At 31.4% G+C, this 16,766-nt stretch carries 22 protein-coding genes; all 22 read left to right on the top strand.

Annotation, left to right across the window (positions count from 1 at the left end):
• The first annotated feature begins 1 nt into the window (after nt 1).
• The 22 genes from DFR66_RS07155 to DFR66_RS07050 all read left to right on the top strand — a co-directional run bounded on the left by DFR66_RS07155 (nt 2) and on the right by DFR66_RS07050 (nt 16,595).
• Nucleotides 2-223, top strand: coding sequence for a hypothetical protein (locus DFR66_RS07155; RefSeq protein ID WP_114754157.1), 222 nt, complete (start codon nt 2-4; stop codon nt 221-223).
• Between the two features lie 164 nt (nt 224-387).
• Entirely contained in the window at nt 388-633 is a 246-nt protein-coding gene (locus tag DFR66_RS07150; RefSeq protein ID WP_114754156.1) for a hypothetical protein, read from the top strand.
• A 34-nt stretch (nt 634-667) separates the two neighbouring features.
• The gene (locus DFR66_RS13880) at nt 668-841 is read left to right on the top strand and encodes a hypothetical protein (protein WP_158634640.1); all 174 of its coding nucleotides are present in this window, start codon (nt 668-670) and stop codon (nt 839-841) included.
• Nucleotides 842-944: 103 nt separating this feature from the next.
• Entirely contained in the window at nt 945-1,703 is a 759-nt protein-coding gene (locus tag DFR66_RS07140) for an MlaE family ABC transporter permease (RefSeq protein ID WP_114754228.1), read from the top strand.
• Nucleotide 1,704: 1 nt separating this feature from the next.
• Nucleotides 1,705-2,481, top strand: coding sequence for an ABC transporter ATP-binding protein (locus DFR66_RS07135; RefSeq protein ID WP_114754154.1), 777 nt, complete (start codon nt 1,705-1,707; stop codon nt 2,479-2,481).
• Between the two features lie 18 nt (nt 2,482-2,499).
• Nucleotides 2,500-3,384 (top strand): MlaD family protein, encoded by an 885-nt coding sequence (locus DFR66_RS07130; RefSeq protein WP_114754153.1) that lies wholly within the window; start codon nt 2,500-2,502, stop codon nt 3,382-3,384.
• Between the two features lie 184 nt (nt 3,385-3,568).
• On the top strand, nt 3,569-4,333 hold the full coding sequence (locus DFR66_RS07125; RefSeq protein WP_114754152.1) for a DUF4382 domain-containing protein: 765 nt from the start codon (nt 3,569-3,571) through the stop codon (nt 4,331-4,333).
• A gap of 144 nt (nt 4,334-4,477) precedes the next feature.
• Nucleotides 4,478-4,699, top strand: a complete 222-nt coding sequence (locus DFR66_RS07120) for a hypothetical protein (RefSeq protein WP_114754151.1) — start codon at nt 4,478-4,480, stop codon at nt 4,697-4,699.
• A 191-nt stretch (nt 4,700-4,890) separates the two neighbouring features.
• Entirely contained in the window at nt 4,891-5,076 is a 186-nt protein-coding gene (locus tag DFR66_RS07115; RefSeq protein WP_114754150.1) for a CsbD family protein, read from the top strand.
• A gap of 169 nt (nt 5,077-5,245) precedes the next feature.
• On the top strand, nt 5,246-5,707 hold the full coding sequence (locus tag DFR66_RS07110) for a sll1863 family stress response protein (protein WP_146841131.1): 462 nt from the start codon (nt 5,246-5,248) through the stop codon (nt 5,705-5,707).
• A 180-nt stretch (nt 5,708-5,887) separates the two neighbouring features.
• Complete coding sequence (locus tag DFR66_RS07105; RefSeq protein ID WP_114754148.1) at nt 5,888-6,511, top strand: porin family protein; 624 nt, start codon at nt 5,888-5,890, stop codon at nt 6,509-6,511.
• A 38-nt stretch (nt 6,512-6,549) separates the two neighbouring features.
• Nucleotides 6,550-6,702 (top strand): lmo0937 family membrane protein, encoded by a 153-nt coding sequence (locus DFR66_RS07100; protein ID WP_113633710.1) that lies wholly within the window; start codon nt 6,550-6,552, stop codon nt 6,700-6,702.
• A gap of 50 nt (nt 6,703-6,752) precedes the next feature.
• Nucleotides 6,753-6,905 carry a lmo0937 family membrane protein gene (locus DFR66_RS07095; protein ID WP_113633709.1) on the top strand — a complete coding sequence of 51 codons (153 nt, stop codon included), beginning with the start codon at nt 6,753-6,755 and terminating at the stop codon, nt 6,903-6,905.
• A 36-nt stretch (nt 6,906-6,941) separates the two neighbouring features.
• Nucleotides 6,942-7,274 carry a YtxH domain-containing protein gene (locus DFR66_RS07090; protein WP_114754147.1) on the top strand — a complete coding sequence of 111 codons (333 nt, stop codon included), beginning with the start codon at nt 6,942-6,944 and terminating at the stop codon, nt 7,272-7,274.
• 53 nt (nt 7,275-7,327) lie between these two features.
• Nucleotides 7,328-7,675, top strand: a complete 348-nt coding sequence (locus tag DFR66_RS07085; protein WP_114754146.1) for a hypothetical protein — start codon at nt 7,328-7,330, stop codon at nt 7,673-7,675.
• 1 nt (nt 7,676) lies between these two features.
• Nucleotides 7,677-8,015 (top strand): hypothetical protein, encoded by a 339-nt coding sequence (locus DFR66_RS07080; RefSeq protein ID WP_114754145.1) that lies wholly within the window; start codon nt 7,677-7,679, stop codon nt 8,013-8,015.
• Between the two features lie 171 nt (nt 8,016-8,186).
• On the top strand, nt 8,187-8,972 hold the full coding sequence (locus tag DFR66_RS07075; protein ID WP_114754144.1) for a histidine kinase: 786 nt from the start codon (nt 8,187-8,189) through the stop codon (nt 8,970-8,972).
• Between the two features lie 370 nt (nt 8,973-9,342).
• Nucleotides 9,343-11,427: an Ig-like domain-containing protein gene (locus DFR66_RS07070; RefSeq protein WP_114754143.1), complete on the top strand. Its 2,085-nt coding sequence runs from the start codon at nt 9,343-9,345 to the stop codon at nt 11,425-11,427.
• Between the two features lie 88 nt (nt 11,428-11,515).
• Complete coding sequence (locus DFR66_RS07065) at nt 11,516-13,546, top strand: OmpA family protein (protein WP_114754142.1); 2,031 nt, start codon at nt 11,516-11,518, stop codon at nt 13,544-13,546.
• Nucleotides 13,547-13,789: 243 nt separating this feature from the next.
• Nucleotides 13,790-14,269, top strand: coding sequence for a nuclear transport factor 2 family protein (locus tag DFR66_RS07060; protein WP_114754141.1), 480 nt, complete (start codon nt 13,790-13,792; stop codon nt 14,267-14,269).
• Entirely contained in the window at nt 14,259-14,705 is a 447-nt protein-coding gene (locus tag DFR66_RS07055; protein WP_114754140.1) for a DUF1572 family protein, read from the top strand. Before DFR66_RS07060 ends, DFR66_RS07055 begins: the two co-directional genes overlap by 11 nt.
• Nucleotides 14,706-14,852: 147 nt before the next feature.
• Entirely contained in the window at nt 14,853-16,595 is a 1,743-nt protein-coding gene (locus DFR66_RS07050; protein WP_114754139.1) for an APC family permease, read from the top strand.
• The last annotated feature ends 171 nt before the right edge of the window (nt 16,596-16,766 follow it).

Below are 16,766 nucleotides of genomic sequence, written 5' to 3'. Positions count from 1 at the left end.
AATGAAAACAAAAACCATAGGAATCATCATGATTATTCTGGGAATAATTATGCTGTTGTACACCAGTTTTAATTATGTCACAACCGAAAAAGTGGTCGACATAGGCCCTATTCAAATCAACAAAGAAGTAAATCATCCCTTAAGTTGGTCCCCAATTATTGGAATTATACTTGCTGTAGGCGGTGTCGTTTTAATCGTGACCAATAATAAAAAAGTAAATTAAATCCTATAGCAATTTTTCTGATTTATTGAATGTGTGAATAATGAAACATTATATAATAGTTATATAACACATTTAGCAGCTAATATAAAGAATTTTGTAAGGAGATTATCTCAATCAAAGTCCTGTAAAATAGGAATTGATTTAGTTTTCCTAAAGCAAATAGAATGAATAGAGACAAATCAATTGTAGAATTAAATAATCGTATTGATATCAATAGTGATAGAGTTCAGATTATTGAAACTGCAATAATCTTTGCCTCAGAAAGTGATATTAAAGATTTGTTTTACAAGTTCCAGGAAACTAGCAAAATTTATAAATCAGAACTGGCTAAAGAAGTTCAAAAAATGAGCGGAATTGCTATCGTAATAAACAATAATAGCTTTTTTTGTGAGACTTTGGTTAAATCTTAAAGCAAGTTTCATTAATTCTCACCAAAAATATTTTTTGAATACCATAGCATACAAAGAATTTGAAGCTACAAAAAGCTATCTAGAAACAGTGAATGATCATTTTAGAAATCTTAACACTGCGCTTATAATGTTAGTTAAAACACAGCAAAATCTTTTAACTGTGTTTCATTATAAAGCAAAACAGTTAGGTGGTTTAATGTTGAATTAAAGCAAATATTTTTTTTATTATTTATTTAAAATCAACACTTAATTAGCATCCAAAAAAAATACAAAGACAAATGAATAGTATAGTAGCCGCCAAAAAAGAAAGTATAATTACCTATTTGAAAGAAACTTTTAATGATGTAGGCAAAATTACATTATTTACAATGCGTTTTTTTAAAGAAGTGGTAAAGCCTCCTTATGAAATCAAAGAATTCATAAAACAATGTTACGTTATTGGGTATAAATCTTTGCCATTAGTAACCATCACAGGATTTATAATGGGATTAGTGCTTACGCTACAATCAAGACCTACACTAGCTAAGTTTGGTGCAGAATCCTGGTTGCCTAGTATGGTTGCACTTTCATTAATACGGGAAATTGCACCTGTAATTACTGCATTAATTTGTGCTGGTAAAGTTTCATCCGGTATAGGTGCAGAATTAGGGTCTATGAAAGTAACAGAACAAATAGATGCCATGGAAGTTTCTGCAATAAACCCGTATAAATATTTAGTTGTTACAAGGATTTTAGCCACAACATTGATGATTCCTCTTTTAGTATTTTATGCAGATGGTATTGGGATTATAGGAGGATATGTAGGTATAAATATTCACAGTGACGTTAATATGTATCGTTACCTCTCGCAAGTTTTAGAATCCATAACATTTTTAGATATTTTTCCAGCGACTATGAAAACTTTTTTCTTTGGTTTCTTTATTGGAATGATTGGCTGTTACAAAGGATTTAATGCTGCAAATGGAACTGAAAGCGTTGGAAAAGCCGCTAACTCTGCTGTAGTTACTGCTTCATTAACAATATTTATTATTGATATGCTTGCAGTACAAATAACTGATTTATTTTTCTAAAATGACACAAGAAATAACAACAACAGCTCCTACTCCAGTTTCTAAAACTAATGATCCCATAATAGAAATAAAAAAACTTTATAAATCCTTCGGGAGCAATGAGGTATTAAAAGGAGTTACTTTCTCTGTAAATAAAGGAGAAAATTTAGTGGTATTGGGAAAATCAGGTTCAGGTAAATCAATTACTATAAAATGTATAGTCGGTTTAATAATTGCTGACGAAGGAGAAATAAATGTATTTGGCACTGATATCACAAAAATTGATACAAATGAGCTCAATGAAATAAGAGTCCGCATAGGTTTTCTTTTTCAAAATGCAGCGCTGTATGATTCCATGAGTGTACGAGAAAATCTAGGATTTACATTGAAGCGACACGCCAAAGATTTATCTGCAGAAGAATTAGAAAATCAAATAAAAGACGTTTTAGAAAGTGTAGGATTGAGCGAGGCAATTGATCAAATGCCTTCGGAATTATCGGGAGGAATGCGAAAAAGAATTGGTCTAGCCAGAACTCTTATTCTGAAACCTGAAATAATATTATATGATGAACCTACCACTGGATTAGACACAATAACATCCCGAGAAATCAGCGAATTGTTATTAGAAATTCAAAAAAAACACAAAACATCGTCGATTATAATCACTCATGATATGGCCTGTGCAAAACACACTGCTGATCGACTTGTGATTCTAAAAGATGGTATAATACATGCCGAAGGAACTTACGAAGAATTAGAAAAAAGCGAGGACGAATGGGTTCGATCTTTTTTCCTTTAACCAATAAAAAAACATAAAATGAATAAAGAATCTGGATACCAATGGAAATTAGGAATGTTTGTAATTATAGGATTGGTACTTTTTGTCTCAACAATTTATTTTGTTGGAAAACAGAAGAATTTATTTGGTTCTACATTTGAATTAAATTCAAAATTTAACTCTGTAAATGGACTCGAAGTAGGGAATAATGTTCGTTTTTCAGGAATAAATATAGGTACTGTCGAAGAAATCGAATTTCTTACGGACACTTCTGTAGTGATTAAATTAGTCATAAAAGAAGAAGTTCGTAAATACATCAAAAAAGATGCAATTGCGAGTATTAGTTCTGATGGTTTAATGGGCGATAAAGTCCTAGTAATTTCATCCGGAAAAAACTCTAAAGTAATTGTAGAAAACAATGATGTCATTGCTTCAAAGCAAGCGATAGAAATGGAAGATTTAATGGTTAGCGTTAAAAAAAGTGTCGATAATGCAGGTGTAATTACAGCACAGTTAGCCCAATTTAGTTATAGCATGAATAATGGAAATGGTGCTTTGTCCAGATTGGTTTCTGATGAAGAATTTGGAAACAGCATAAAAACTATGGTTACTAATCTTGAAAATAGTTCAACTGAATTCAAAAAATTTACGGTAAACATGAATAACGGAAAAGGAGCTTTGTCTAAACTGGTAAGCGATGAAAGAATGGGCAAAGTTATTGATTCCTCTTTAACGAATGTTAAAACTGCGACTAAGGGATTGAATGAAGTTATTGAAGCTGCAAAACATAATTTCTTACTAAGAGGCTATTTCAATAAAAAGAAAAAAGCAGAAGATAAAAAACTGGATGAATTAGAAGATCAAGAAGAAATAGAAATGAAAAAGGAATTAAATATGGGTGCAACATCTGATACCATTAAATAGGTTTAAAATAGGTATTGTACATATTTTTTTTTGTAAAGCATATTAAATTAAGAAATAACTTATCGTTTAAACCTTGAAAGTGAGAATTCTACAACTTAATAGTGAAGTTGTATAACATATAACAATAAGACGCAGAGTATCTTTACTAAACAATAAATAATTTGAACCCCTAAATTAAAATGAAATGAAAAAAATGAAATTTGCTCTATCTTTCATCATGCTTGGATTATTAATCTATTCCTGTAACAATGATGATACAAATGCCAGTTATCCTTATGCCGTGAGACTGACTGACGCTCCAGGTCCTTATGACGAAGTAAATGTAGACATACAAGGTGTTGAAGTTATAGGAAATAACGGAAAAACTGTAGCTTTAAATGTAGAAAAAGGTGTTTATAATTTGCTAGAATTTTCTAATGGTGTCGATACAATAATTGCTACTGACTCACTTGAAATTTCATCTGTGAAACAAATAAGGCTTATTTTAGGTACTAATAATACAGTAGTTCTTGATGGTATCAGTTATCCTTTGAGCACTCCGAGTGCGCAACAAAGCGGATTAAAACTTCAAGTTAACCAAACGCTTCAAGAAGGGATTTTGTATACTGTCCTTTTAGATTTTGATGCCAATAAATCAGTTGTAAAACTTGGTAATGGTGGATATCAATTGAAACCGGTTATTAGAACAATAGAAAAAGCAATTAGCGGCTCTATAAAAGGTAAAATTACTCCAATAGGAACAATGGCAGTAGTTGAAGCAACTTCATCAACCGGTGTAAGTTATACAAGTAATGTAAATGAAAATGGTGATTTCTTAGTGATGGGACTTCTACCTGGAATATACACAATTACTATTACTCCTGCTTTACCGTTATTGCCTGTAATAAAAACTGATTTGGTAGTTACAGCTGGTCTTACAACTAACATAGGATCTTTTATTATATTATAAAATAGCCGAGTAAAATGCCATTTACTCACCACTCAATTTCTCAAAAATCATTAAAAACATCATACTATAAAATGATGTTTTTAATGATTTTTATTTTATGGTTTTTAATAAAAAGTACTTCTAAAAATAACTCAAAATATATTCATGATGAAAACAGAACAAGAACTTAACGACGCTATTCTTAAAATTACAATGAAAATACGGAATGACTATCCAGAATTATCTAAATATTTGAATGAGATGACCGTTACCATTCCTGATATTTCAAGCCCTGAAATAAATATTAGAATACTCACGGATTATTATGAGTCGTTAGAAAACATAATCAAAAAATACATCCCAAATCATAATGACGATTTAAAGTAAAAAATAGATGGTTGATTTAGATAAAAAAAGGTATTTAACTATTTAATGACGTATCACCTATTGTATATCTCATTAATTAACAAAATCAGTAAATAAAACAACTATTACAAAAAGTTTTATAACTGAATTCATTAGTAAAAGCGCCAAATTTGTGAAGTGAAAACTATTTCATGTACAATACACAAAAATAAATGAATTCATTAAAACTAACAGAAAATTGGGAAGAGCAAAAAGTAAAATTAATACAAAAAATTGCAGCTTTGACCGATAATGATTTGCTTTTTACAAAAAGTAAAAAAGAAGAAATACTTGAAAAAATCCAAATTAAATTAGGAAAAACTAAAGAAGAGATTCTTAAAATTATAAAGTCCATCTAATAATTTTATTTCAAAATAAACCTTGTTTGCCCCTATTATTTCAATACTTACCATTAATACCGTTGTGTAATTCAAACTAGTAATAGTACAAACTTCTAGTTTGAATTATAAAATGGTTAAACCAAAGTTTTTTAACCACATCAAAAAATATAACATTAAATCAAACAAAATGAAAAAAACACTTTATACCCTAGCACTAACAACCTTAATGGTTGGAACCGTTTTAACAAGTTGTCAAAACACTACAAAAAAAGAAGAGGCGGCTCAAGATAATGTTGAAGAAGCAAGAGATAATCTTAATGATGCAAAAGAAGAATTATCAGACGCACGTAAATTAGCAACGGAAGAAGAATGGAATTCATTCAAAGCAAGCACTAATGCAACAATCGCTGAAAATGAAATGAAAATTAAAGAGATGAAAGTCCGTATGAAAAAAACTGGGACTTCAATTAATGAAAACTATGCTCAAAGAATTGACATTTTAGAACAAAAAAACAATGATATTAAAGCCAAAATTGAAAGGTATAAAAATGATACCAGTAGTGATTGGGAATCTTTTAAAAAGGAGTATAATAGAGATGTAGATGAACTTGGTGAGGCCTTTAGAAACTTCACAGTAGACAACAAATAATACAATATAAAGACGAGTTTTTCAACTCGTCTTTTTTTTTGGGGGAATTTTTTAATTTAAAAAATATCTGATAATAAATCATTTAAAGTGTGAATAATATAAACTAAACAAAAAGTATTGTAACAATGTTAGCCAGTAAGATGCTGATATTTGTAGTATAATAATTAAAAAAAAAATAAAATGAAAAATTCAAAAAAACTGATTTTTGCTTCATTAGTATTAAGCTTTATGACTTACACAAGTGCTCAAGCACAAGAAAAAGCTGCTTCATTTGGTTTCAAGGGTGGACTAAATTTCTCTAACCTATATACTGATAGTGTTGATGATAATAATGTGCTTACAGGTTTTAATGCAGGATTGTACGCTAAATTTCCAATCGCAAATGGTATCGCTATTCAACCTGAGATTAGTTACACTACAAAAGGAGCTGAATTAGTTTATAATAATGCTTTTGTGCAAGGTGTGTCTAAGTTTAACATTAACTATATTGAAGTTCCTGTATTAGTAGTAATGAACGTTACAGAAAATTTTAACATTCACGTTGGTCCATACGCTGCCTTTATGGTTAGTGGAAGAACATCAAACGATTCTAATTTTGGATCTTCTCAAAGCGAATTAGACACAGACGATTTCAACAAACTTGACGCAGGAATTTCTGGTGGAGTAGGAATCGATTTAGATGTAGTAAACTTTGGTGTTCGTTACAACTATGGTTTAACTAAAATCGGAAAAGACAACAGCTTTATTTCTTCAGACGCAAAAAACAGTGTTATGAATGTTTATGTAGGATTAAGACTAAACTAATAAATGCTAAATAAACTAATCATTTAAAACTAAAAATCATGAGCAACCTTCTTTACACCATCGCAGTAATCTTAGTTATCTTCTGGGCAATTGGTTTCTTTGCATACAGTGCAGGATCAATTATTCACATTCTTCTAGTTATTGCTGTTATAGCAATCTTATTTAGACTTATATCAGGCAGAAGAATCTAATTTGATCCTTGATAAAAAACACACAATATAAATCTTTAAAAAAATAAAAAATGGGCAATTTACTTTACACAATCGCAGTCATTTTAGTCATTTTTTGGGCTATCGGATTCTTTGCATTCAGTTTAGGATCAATTATACATGTACTTCTTGTTATTGCAGTTATTGCAATACTATTCAGACTAATACAAGGAAGAGGCATATAAATCAAACACTAATAAATACAATTAAAATATATAATTATGAAAGCAGATAAAATAATATTAGGAGTTTTAGGTGGAGTAGCTGTAGGAGCATTATTAGGAGTATTGTTTGCACCTGAAAAAGGAGACAAAACAAGAAAAAAAATAATGGACAGAAGCAACGATTATGCTGATGAATTAAAAGATAAATTAGATACTTTATTGGGAACAATAAACAAAAAGTATGAAAAAATTTGGAGTGAAGGAGAAAATCTAATCGCTCAAGGAAAATCAAAATTTGATGATGCAAAACATGAAGGTGAAACTTTACTTTCTGAAGGAAAATCAAAATTTTACGATGCAAAAAACGAAGTTAAAAATTCAAGTATCTAATACGATATTGAGCTATTAAAATTTCAGAACAAAGTACGTTTACAAATTATATCATGGAAAACAACGCAACAACAATAGAAATGCTTTTTGATAGAGCAGAGAATTACACTAGAACAACTGTAGAATTGGCGAAGTTAAATGCAGTAGATAAAACTGCAGATGTCATGTCGTCTTTACTTTCTCGATTAACAGTTTCTGTTGTTTTTGCAATGTTTGCTTTTTTAGTAAATATTGGTCTTTCCTTGTGGATTGGGGACTTAGTAGGAAAAGTCTATAATGGTTTTTTTATCGTGTCGAGTTTTTATTTACTAATTGCAATTATTCTTTATGTATTTAAGGATAAATGGATTAAAATGCCAATCAGCAATTTTATCATCATAAAAATGCTAAAAAAAAATTAGAATGAAAAATATAAACCAAACTGAAATTCTTAAGGAGACTATTATATTAATGAAAATGAAACAAGCTGAGGAATTTGTACAGCTCAAAGATCAGTATCATTACACCATAGAAAGTTTAAAACCCTTAAATCTTATAAAAAAAGCTTTTGGCCTTATGGCAACTTCTCCAGAAATTAAGGGAAATATACTAAGTAATATTATTGGAATTTCAACAGGATATATAACTAAAAAAGTTTTACTTGGATCAACTCATAATCCTATCAAAAGAATATTAGGTACCCTACTGCAATTTGTAATAACTAATGTAGCTACTAAATATTCCGATCCCTCAAAATCATAACTATACAGCAGTTTTGATTATTTTTTATTCGAATACAATCATTATCCCAAATTAAATAAATCAGTAAGAAACTATTTATTTGTTCTTTTTTAAATAAGCTCAAAACAAAAGTTCTCAACTGAATATTTAATTATTTAGCTGATATCTTTTGACTATTAATTAGAACTGAGCATGGAAAAAAAATTCAAAAAAGAAGCGTTAATAGTAGTAAATAGACAACTTGCTTTTCAAGACTTTGAAAAGGAAAAACGAGCTACTGCACTATTTATGGCCAATAAAGAACTTGCTTTTCAAAACTTAGAAAAAGAAAAAAGAGCCGCTGAATTAATTATTGCCAATAAAGAACTTGTTTTCCAAAATCTAGAAAAAGAAAAACGTGCCGCTGAATTAATTATTGCCAATAAAGAACTTGTTTTTCAAAATCTAGAAAAAGAAAAACGTGCTGCGGAATTAATTATTGCCAATAAAGAACTTGTTTTTCAAAACTTAGAAAAAGAAAAACGTGCTGCGGAATTAATTATTGCCAATAAAGAACTTGCCTTTCAAAATCAAGAAAAAGAAATACGTGCTGCGGAATTAATTATTGCTAATAAAGAACTTGCCTTTCAAAACCAAGAAAAAGAAAAGCGAGCTGCAGAATTAATAAAAGCTATTTCTGAACTAAGTATTGCCGAAGAATATCAAAAACAATACATTGATGGACTTAAAAAAATCATGTTCATTACCTCACACAGAGTCAGACAGCCTGTCACAAACATATTAGGTATATCTTTTCAACTGGATGAATACTCAAATTCTCCAGAGGAGGTCAAAGAATGCTTAGAGTTTATTAAACAATCTGCCTTGAAACTTGATACTTTTACTAAAGAACTCACCTATTTTATCTTCAATTTAAAACAAAAAGAAAATAAGTTAAATGTTGATGGATTCAGTAAATATTATTCAAAACTGACCTAATTTAACTGTTAGTTCAACTACCTGCCTAAGATTTCAATTCTAAATATCAATTATTTTACGCTGTTATTTAATGCGTTAGAATACTTCTTTTCGTATCCATTATTTTAAAAAATTAAGTTTTAAAATAATGAACTCACCCCCTATTTTTTTTTCTACTGTTAAAAATATTCTGTCATTCACAAAATTAAATGAAATAACAAAAATATTATCCGTTTTTAAGACTAAAGTACTGATTACAAATAATTTAAAATGTTTTTTAACAAATAAACAAGTGAATCTTACAACTTAATTAAATAATTGTATAATCCATTTCGTCGATAAAAGTGTGAATTTTGACGATGAAATTATTAATCCCCTTAAATTATAAAAAATGAATACTAAAAAACTACTACTAACCTTTGCAATACTAATTATTGCATTATTCGCAGGTTGCGCAGAAGACGATTTTATCGAGACTGAAGGCATTTGTCCAGAGGTTATTTCAACAATCCCATTAAATGGAGCGTTAAATGTTCCCTTAAGACAAGTTATTTCTGCAACATTTAATGAAGAAATGAACCCAACGACAATCAATGGTGCTAATTTCATTGTTACCGAAGCTAACGGAGCTGCTATTTCAGGTACAGTTACATATAGCGGAACAACAGCTTCATTTACTCCTGCAAGTTTGTTGAAGCCTAACACTACTTTCATTGGAAGAATCAAAACTGGTGTTAAAGATCGAATGGGTAATGCGCTTCAAACAGATTATGTTTGGACATTTAGTACAGGAATGTTAATTGTACCAACTGTAATTTCTACAGACCCTGCAAGAGATGCTACAAATGTTGCTTTGAATAAAACAATTACAGCGACTTTCAGTATGCCAATGGATCCTTTGACTATAAATAATTTTACTTTTTATGTAAATCAAGGAACTAACTCAGTTGCTGGAACAGTTTCTTATACTGGTTTAGTAGCTACTTTTATACCTACTGCACCATTAGCTGCTAATGCGGTTTATACTGTTACTATTACTAATAGTGCTAAAAATTTAGAAGAAACACCATTAGCTGCTAATTACACATGGAATTTCACTACAGAAGCACCTCCAAGAGTGATTGCTAATGACCCTACAAATGGTGAAACTGGAGTAAGTTTAAACAAAACGGTAACTGCAACTTTCAGCGTACCAATGGATCCTTCAACTTTAAACAGCACAACATTTATAGTAAAACACGGAACTTTTACAGTACCTGGTGTAATTACTTATGCTGGTTCTACGGTATCATTTAAAGCTACTAATGGTTACGTTGCAAATAATGATTACACAGTTACTGTTACTACGGGCGCAAAAAGTGTGTCAGGAATACCGTTAGCGAGTGATTACGTTTGGAGATTTACAACGGCTACTGCACCTACAGTAACTGCAACTGACCCTACAAATAATGAAACCGGAGTAGTTTTAAACAAAACAGTTACTGCTACTTTTAGTACAGTAATGGATGCTACAACTATCAATGCAACTACGTTTACTTTAAGACAAGGTACAACTGCTATTGCTGGTGTCGTTTCTTATAGTGGTACTACAGCTTCATTTAATCCAGTTAATTCATTAGTAGCTGGACTAACATATACAGCTACTATTACTACAGGAGCTAAAAATGTAGCAGGAGCTTCATTAGCAAATAACTATGTTTGGACATTCAGCACAGTAAATCCAGCAGTTGTTTCTCCACCTCCAGCAGCCGCTAGCGGTTTATTCTTCGGAGTATTTGGAGGAAATGCAGGAATTACAAATCAAGGTTTGAATACTGTGATTAATGGAAATATTGGAACAACCGCAGCTGCTACTTTAGTAACAGGTTTTCATGACGGAACAACTGGTGATGTATACACAGAAACACCTCTTAATAAAGGACTTGTTACTGGTAGAATTCATACTGCGCCCCCAGCTCCAGGTTCAGCTAATTCTGCAGCTATTGCAACTCAAGGATTAGTTGATGCAAATGCAGCTTATATCAGTATTTCTCCTGCTCAAAAACCAGGTGGAATGGATCCAGGTGCAGGTGAATTAGGAAATCTAGTTTTAGCTCCAGGAATTTATAAATCAGCTGGTGCAACTTTTAAAATATCTAATGGAGATTTAACTTTAGATGCTAAGGGTGATCCTAACGCAGTTTGGATTTTTCAAACAGCAGCCGGTCTAACAGTAGGTATTGCTGGTCCAAATGGTGCTAAAAGTGTTAAACTAGTTAACGGAGCTCAAGCTAAAAACGTTTATTGGTACGTAGGTACTGCAGCTGTTATTAACGGAGCTGGTGGTGGTGTAATGACAGGAACTATTATTGCTTCTGCTGGCGTTACATTCTCAACTGCTGGAAATGCTGTGCAAACAGTTTTAAATGGTAGAGCAATATCTTTAGTTGCCTCAGTTACTATGGTAAATACAACAATCAATGTACCTGCTAACTAATCATTAGTCCGATAGGTATAATAAACAAAAAGTTTTATCCCGTCGAAAGGCGGGATATATTTAAAACGAATCAAACAACATAAATAAAATGAACAATATAACTAATTTTAAAAAGGGATTACGCCAAGCATGGTCCCCAAATAACTTACCAATCAAAAGCCTTTTAGTAGTCTCATTGACATGGTTAAGTGTTCAATCACCTATTCAAGCACAAGAAGCAGCAGTAAAATATGCAAAACCTTCTTGGTACTTTGGAGTTGCTGGTGGTGCAAATTTTAATTTTTACGAGGGATCAACTAATCAGTTGAATGCTGATTTTACTCCTCCGGCTACTTTTCATGAAGGAAATGGTGTTGGGCTTTTTATTGCACCGCTTTTAGAATATCGCCCTGCTACTTCAAGATGGGGAGTTATGTTACAAGCCGGGTTTGATAGCCGTAAAGGTACTTTTGACCAAGTGCTTACTGCATGTGACTGTCCAGCTGATTTAAAAACTGATCTTAGTTACATTACTGTAGAACCAAGCTTACGTTTTGCTCCATTTAAATCAAGTTTCTATCTTTACGGAGGTCCTAGATTGGCTTTCAATTTAGATAAATCATTTACTTATCAATTAGGTATCAATCCAGCTTTCCCTAATCAAGCTCCTTCACCTGCAGTTACTGGTGAATTTAGCGAGATTGAGAAAACTATTTTGTCCATGCAAATTGGAGCAGGATTTGATATTCCTCTTTCTTCTGATAGCAACAAAACACAATTTGTATTGTCTCCTTTTGTTTCTTTCCAACCTTATTTTGGTCAAAATCCACGTGCAACAGAAACTTGGAATATAACTACCATTAGAGCTGGTGTTGCGCTTAAATTTGGTCAAGGACAAAATATCCAACAGGCAACTGATATGGTCAAAGACCGTGAAGTTGATTTTAGTGTAAATTCTCCTAACAATGTTCAAGGTGAAAAAAGAATGACTGAAGTTTTCCCTCTTAGAAACTATGTTTTCTTTAATGAAGGATCAACTGAGATTCCAAATCGTTATGTTTTATTAACGAAAAATCAAGTAAAAGACTTTAAAGAAGATCAATTAGAAACATTTGCTCCAAAAAATTTATCAGATCGTTCTAAACGTCAAATGACAGTTTATTATAATGTCTTGAATATCCTTGGAGATCGTATGCAAAAAAATCCTTCTGCAACAATTACTTTGGTGGGTTCATCAAATAATGACAATACAGATGGTCTTGCAATGGCTGAATCTGTTAAAACATATTTAGTAAATGTATTTGCAATAAATCCAACTAGAATTACAACTAAAGGTCAAGGTAAACCAAATATCCCATCAGAACAACCAGGTGGAACATTAGAATTAGTTTTACTTCGTGAAGGAGATCGTAGAGTTTCTATCGAAAGTAATTCACCAGATTTGTTGATGGAATTTCAAAGTGGTCCTGATGCACCATTGAAACCTGTTCAAATTACAGCTTCTCAAGTTGCACCTTTAGATAGCTATGTAACTTTTAATAACAAAGGAGCTGGTGAAGCATTATCATCTTGGTCATTACAAATAACTGACGAAAATGGAAAAATGCAATCTTTTGGACCTTACACTCAAGACGAAGTTAGCATTCCTGGAGAAACAATTTTAGGTAGTCGTCCACATGGAGATTACAAAGTAAAAATGATTGGTCAGTCTAAAAGTGGTAAAGTTATAGAAAAGGAAACACCGGTTCACGTAACGCTATGGACACCTGCTACAATGGAAGAAGGGATGAGATATAGTATTATCTACGAATTCAATACTTCTAAAGCGATTTCTATGTATGAAAAATATCTTACAGAGGTAGTTACGCCTAAAATTCCTGTTGGAGCAACCGTAAATATTAAAGGTCATACGGATATTATTGGTGAAGAAGCTTACAACCAAGACTTATCATCGGCTCGTGCAAATGATGTGAAAAATATTATTCAGAGCAGTTTAGCTAAAGCGGGTAGAAATGATGTGAAATTTAATGTATCCGGATACGGTGAAAATGAAAATAATTCTCCGTTTGATAACAAAACTCCCGAAGAACGTTTTTACAATCGTACTGTAATAATTGATATTATTCCTGCCGTTAAATAAGTCGGAACAAAATCGAAATATTTAATAAATTATGTAAAGAGGATAGAAACTTAAAAGTCTATCCTCTTTTTTTATCTAAAAATTCAAAATCATTTCTTTTATAAGCTACTGAATAATCAATTATTAATTATTTCTAATGTTTCTAAATCAGAGTAAAATGATGACAAATCATTCTAAATTCCTTTTTTAAAACCTAAATTTTAACATAAAAATTATTATTTTTACTACTCACTCCGTGTAGCTATGACTCCAAACGAAAAAACCCTTGTTAAGTTTTATACCGCTTTAGCAAATGCCGATGCTTCCACAATATGTGAATGCTACCATCCAGATATTGAGTTTCGTGATCCTGCTTTTGGTTTATTAAAAGAAAAGGATGTTTGCCAAATGTGGAAAATGCTTATTGAAAAAAGCGAAGGGAATTTGAAAATAGAGTTTTCAGATGTAAAAGCTGATGAGTACATTGGTTCAGCAAAATGGATTGCTACCTATAATTTTAGCAAAACTAATAGAAAAGTAGTTAATGTAATTCGAGGACAGTTTCAGTTTAAAGATGGATTAATAAAAAAACACACTGATGATTTCGATATCTGGAAATGGTCCAAACAAGCTTTTGGAATTACAGGACATTTATTAGGTTGGACTCGTTTTTTTCAACAAAAAATACAACATCAAGCGCTACTGTCCTTAAAGAAATATAAAGAAACTAAAAATGCTAATTGATAGTTTAAAGACTCTATTCAACCGTGATTTACATAAGCTAAAAACCGAAATTGAATCCTACCAAAACGAAAGTAATATTTGGAAAACCCCAGAAGGAATAACTAATTCAGCAGGAAATCTTTGTTTGCATCTAATAGGAAATAGTAATACATACATAGGAGCCGAATTTGGAAAAACTGGATATGTTAGAAATCGAGCACTCGAATTTTCGCTGAAAAATATTCCAAGAACAGATTTAGTATCAAAAATTGAAGAAACCATTTTTATAGTTAATACTGCACTTGATAACATATCGGAAAAAGACTTAAAAATGGAATTTCCAATTTTAGTTTTCGAAAAAAAAACTTCTACTGAATTTATGCTAATTCATTTAACTACACATCTCGCTTACCATTTGGGACAAATCAATTACCACAGACGATTAATAGATAATTAAAGCTAGTTTACAGAATACCCTAAATAATTAAAATGTAATTTGCATTAAAATTAATGTATCATCCTAATCATTAATTTTTTAGATGACAGATTCTCTATTAACAATAATAAAATCGCTAGCTAACAAATAAGTTAAGCAAAATCTATAATGAAAACAATAATTCATAAAAAACTAAACGAATTACAAGCAACTGCAATTTGTGGAAATGATATTAGTTCATCGTGTCTTTACGTATCGGCGCTCACCATTATGTACGCAGGTCAGTATGCATGGATTTCGTTACTTTTTGTAGCGGTAGTTCTTTTTTTATTCAGAAAAATATATGGCGAAGTTGTTGGTGCTATTCCACTAAACGGTGGTGCTTACAATGTACTATTGAATACTTCGTCTAAGAGGATGGCATCGCTTTCAGCAACATTAACAGTTTTATCGTATATGGCTACAGCTGTTATCTCAGCTTCTGAAGGCATGCATTACCTGCATGGAATAGTACCCGGTATTGACATCACAATAACAACAGTAATTGTATTAGTTGCTTTTACAGGTTTGGCCATTTTAGGAATTGGAGAGTCCGCCTTTGTTGCCGTTTTTATATTCATCATTCACTTAGCTACACTCAGCTTATTAGTATTCGCTTCCGTATGGTTTCTTTTCAATCATGGTTTGCAAACTTTTCATATCAATTGGAACCTACCAGTTACCTCAGGCGGAATTATTAGGGCACTTTTCTTAGGTTTTTCAGCTGCAATGTTAGGGATTTCGGGTTTTGAAAGTTCTGCTAATTTTGTAGAGGAACAAGAACATGGCGTGTTCCCAAAAACATTACGAAATATGTGGGCCATCGTGAGTTTCTTTAATCCTTTACTGGCTTTATTATTAATATGCATAATTCCACTGGCAGAAGTTGGAGAACACAAAGAGTCTCTACTTGCGTTTTTAGGGCAAACTACTGGCGGATCTTGGCTTGCTTACCTTATTTCTATCGATGCTGTTTTGGTGTTGTGTGGAGCAGTATTAACATCATTTGTTGGGGTTTCAGGTTTACTAAATCGAATGACTTTAGACAGAATACTACCTAATTATTTTTTGAAACAAAATAAGAGAGGTTCAAATTATAGAATTATTATTAGTTTTCTAATATTATGTATTTCTATATTATTTGTTACTGGCGGAAATATTGTAGCACTTGCTGGTGTATATACGTTCTCATTTCTAGCAGTAATGGGATTGTTTGGTATTGGAAATTTATTATTGAAATTTAAACGAAAAAAACTACCTAGACCAGAGAGAGCGACAGGGATATCTGTAGTTGTAGCCGTATCATTTATAGTCGCAGCTTTTGTAGGTAATATTCAGCTAAATGTGGATTCTTTTTACACTTTTATGAAATACCTGATTGTTTCATTGGTCTTTATTGGCATCATGTTAAACAGGTCATTTCTGATACAGTTATCAATTGATGCTTTGGAATATTTTTACAAACCTTTGAGACGATTTGTTATATTCAGTAATCGTTATTTAATAAAAATGAATAAAAAAATCCATTCTCAGGAATTTGTTTTTTTTACAAAAGGAGATGATGTAGCAATTTTAAATAAAGTAATGCAATATGTAGAAAATAATGAAACTACTAAAAAATTAAAAATTGTCAATGTAAAAAGAGAAGGCGAAAATAATGATTCACTTATAATTGACCTTAAAGTTCTTGACCGAGCTTATCCTGAAATTGATATCGAGTTCATTGAATTAGAAGGTACTTTTGGTCCAGAAATCATTGACGAACTATCAAAAAAATGGAATATTCCTAAAAACTTTATGTTTATTGGTTCACCAGGTAATCGCTTCTCATACAGAGTTTCTGAATTAGGTGGGGTTAGATTAATTATGTAATTAATAAATCGCTGGGTAAAAAAAAGAATTGCCTTCTTAATTTAAACAACTTGAATTCAAACAAATAGATATGTTAATTTTTATCCACTATATTTGTTATACCTAAAAATAACATTTTATTTGAATGCAATACTAATCTATAAGTCTAAAAAAAAGAATTTTGAAATAACG

Origin of the sequence: Flavobacterium glaciei (assembly GCF_003350545.1) — a bacterium.
Taxonomy (GTDB): domain Bacteria; phylum Bacteroidota; class Bacteroidia; order Flavobacteriales; family Flavobacteriaceae; genus Flavobacterium; species Flavobacterium glaciei.
This window is presented reverse-complemented; position numbering and strand designations above follow the sequence as displayed.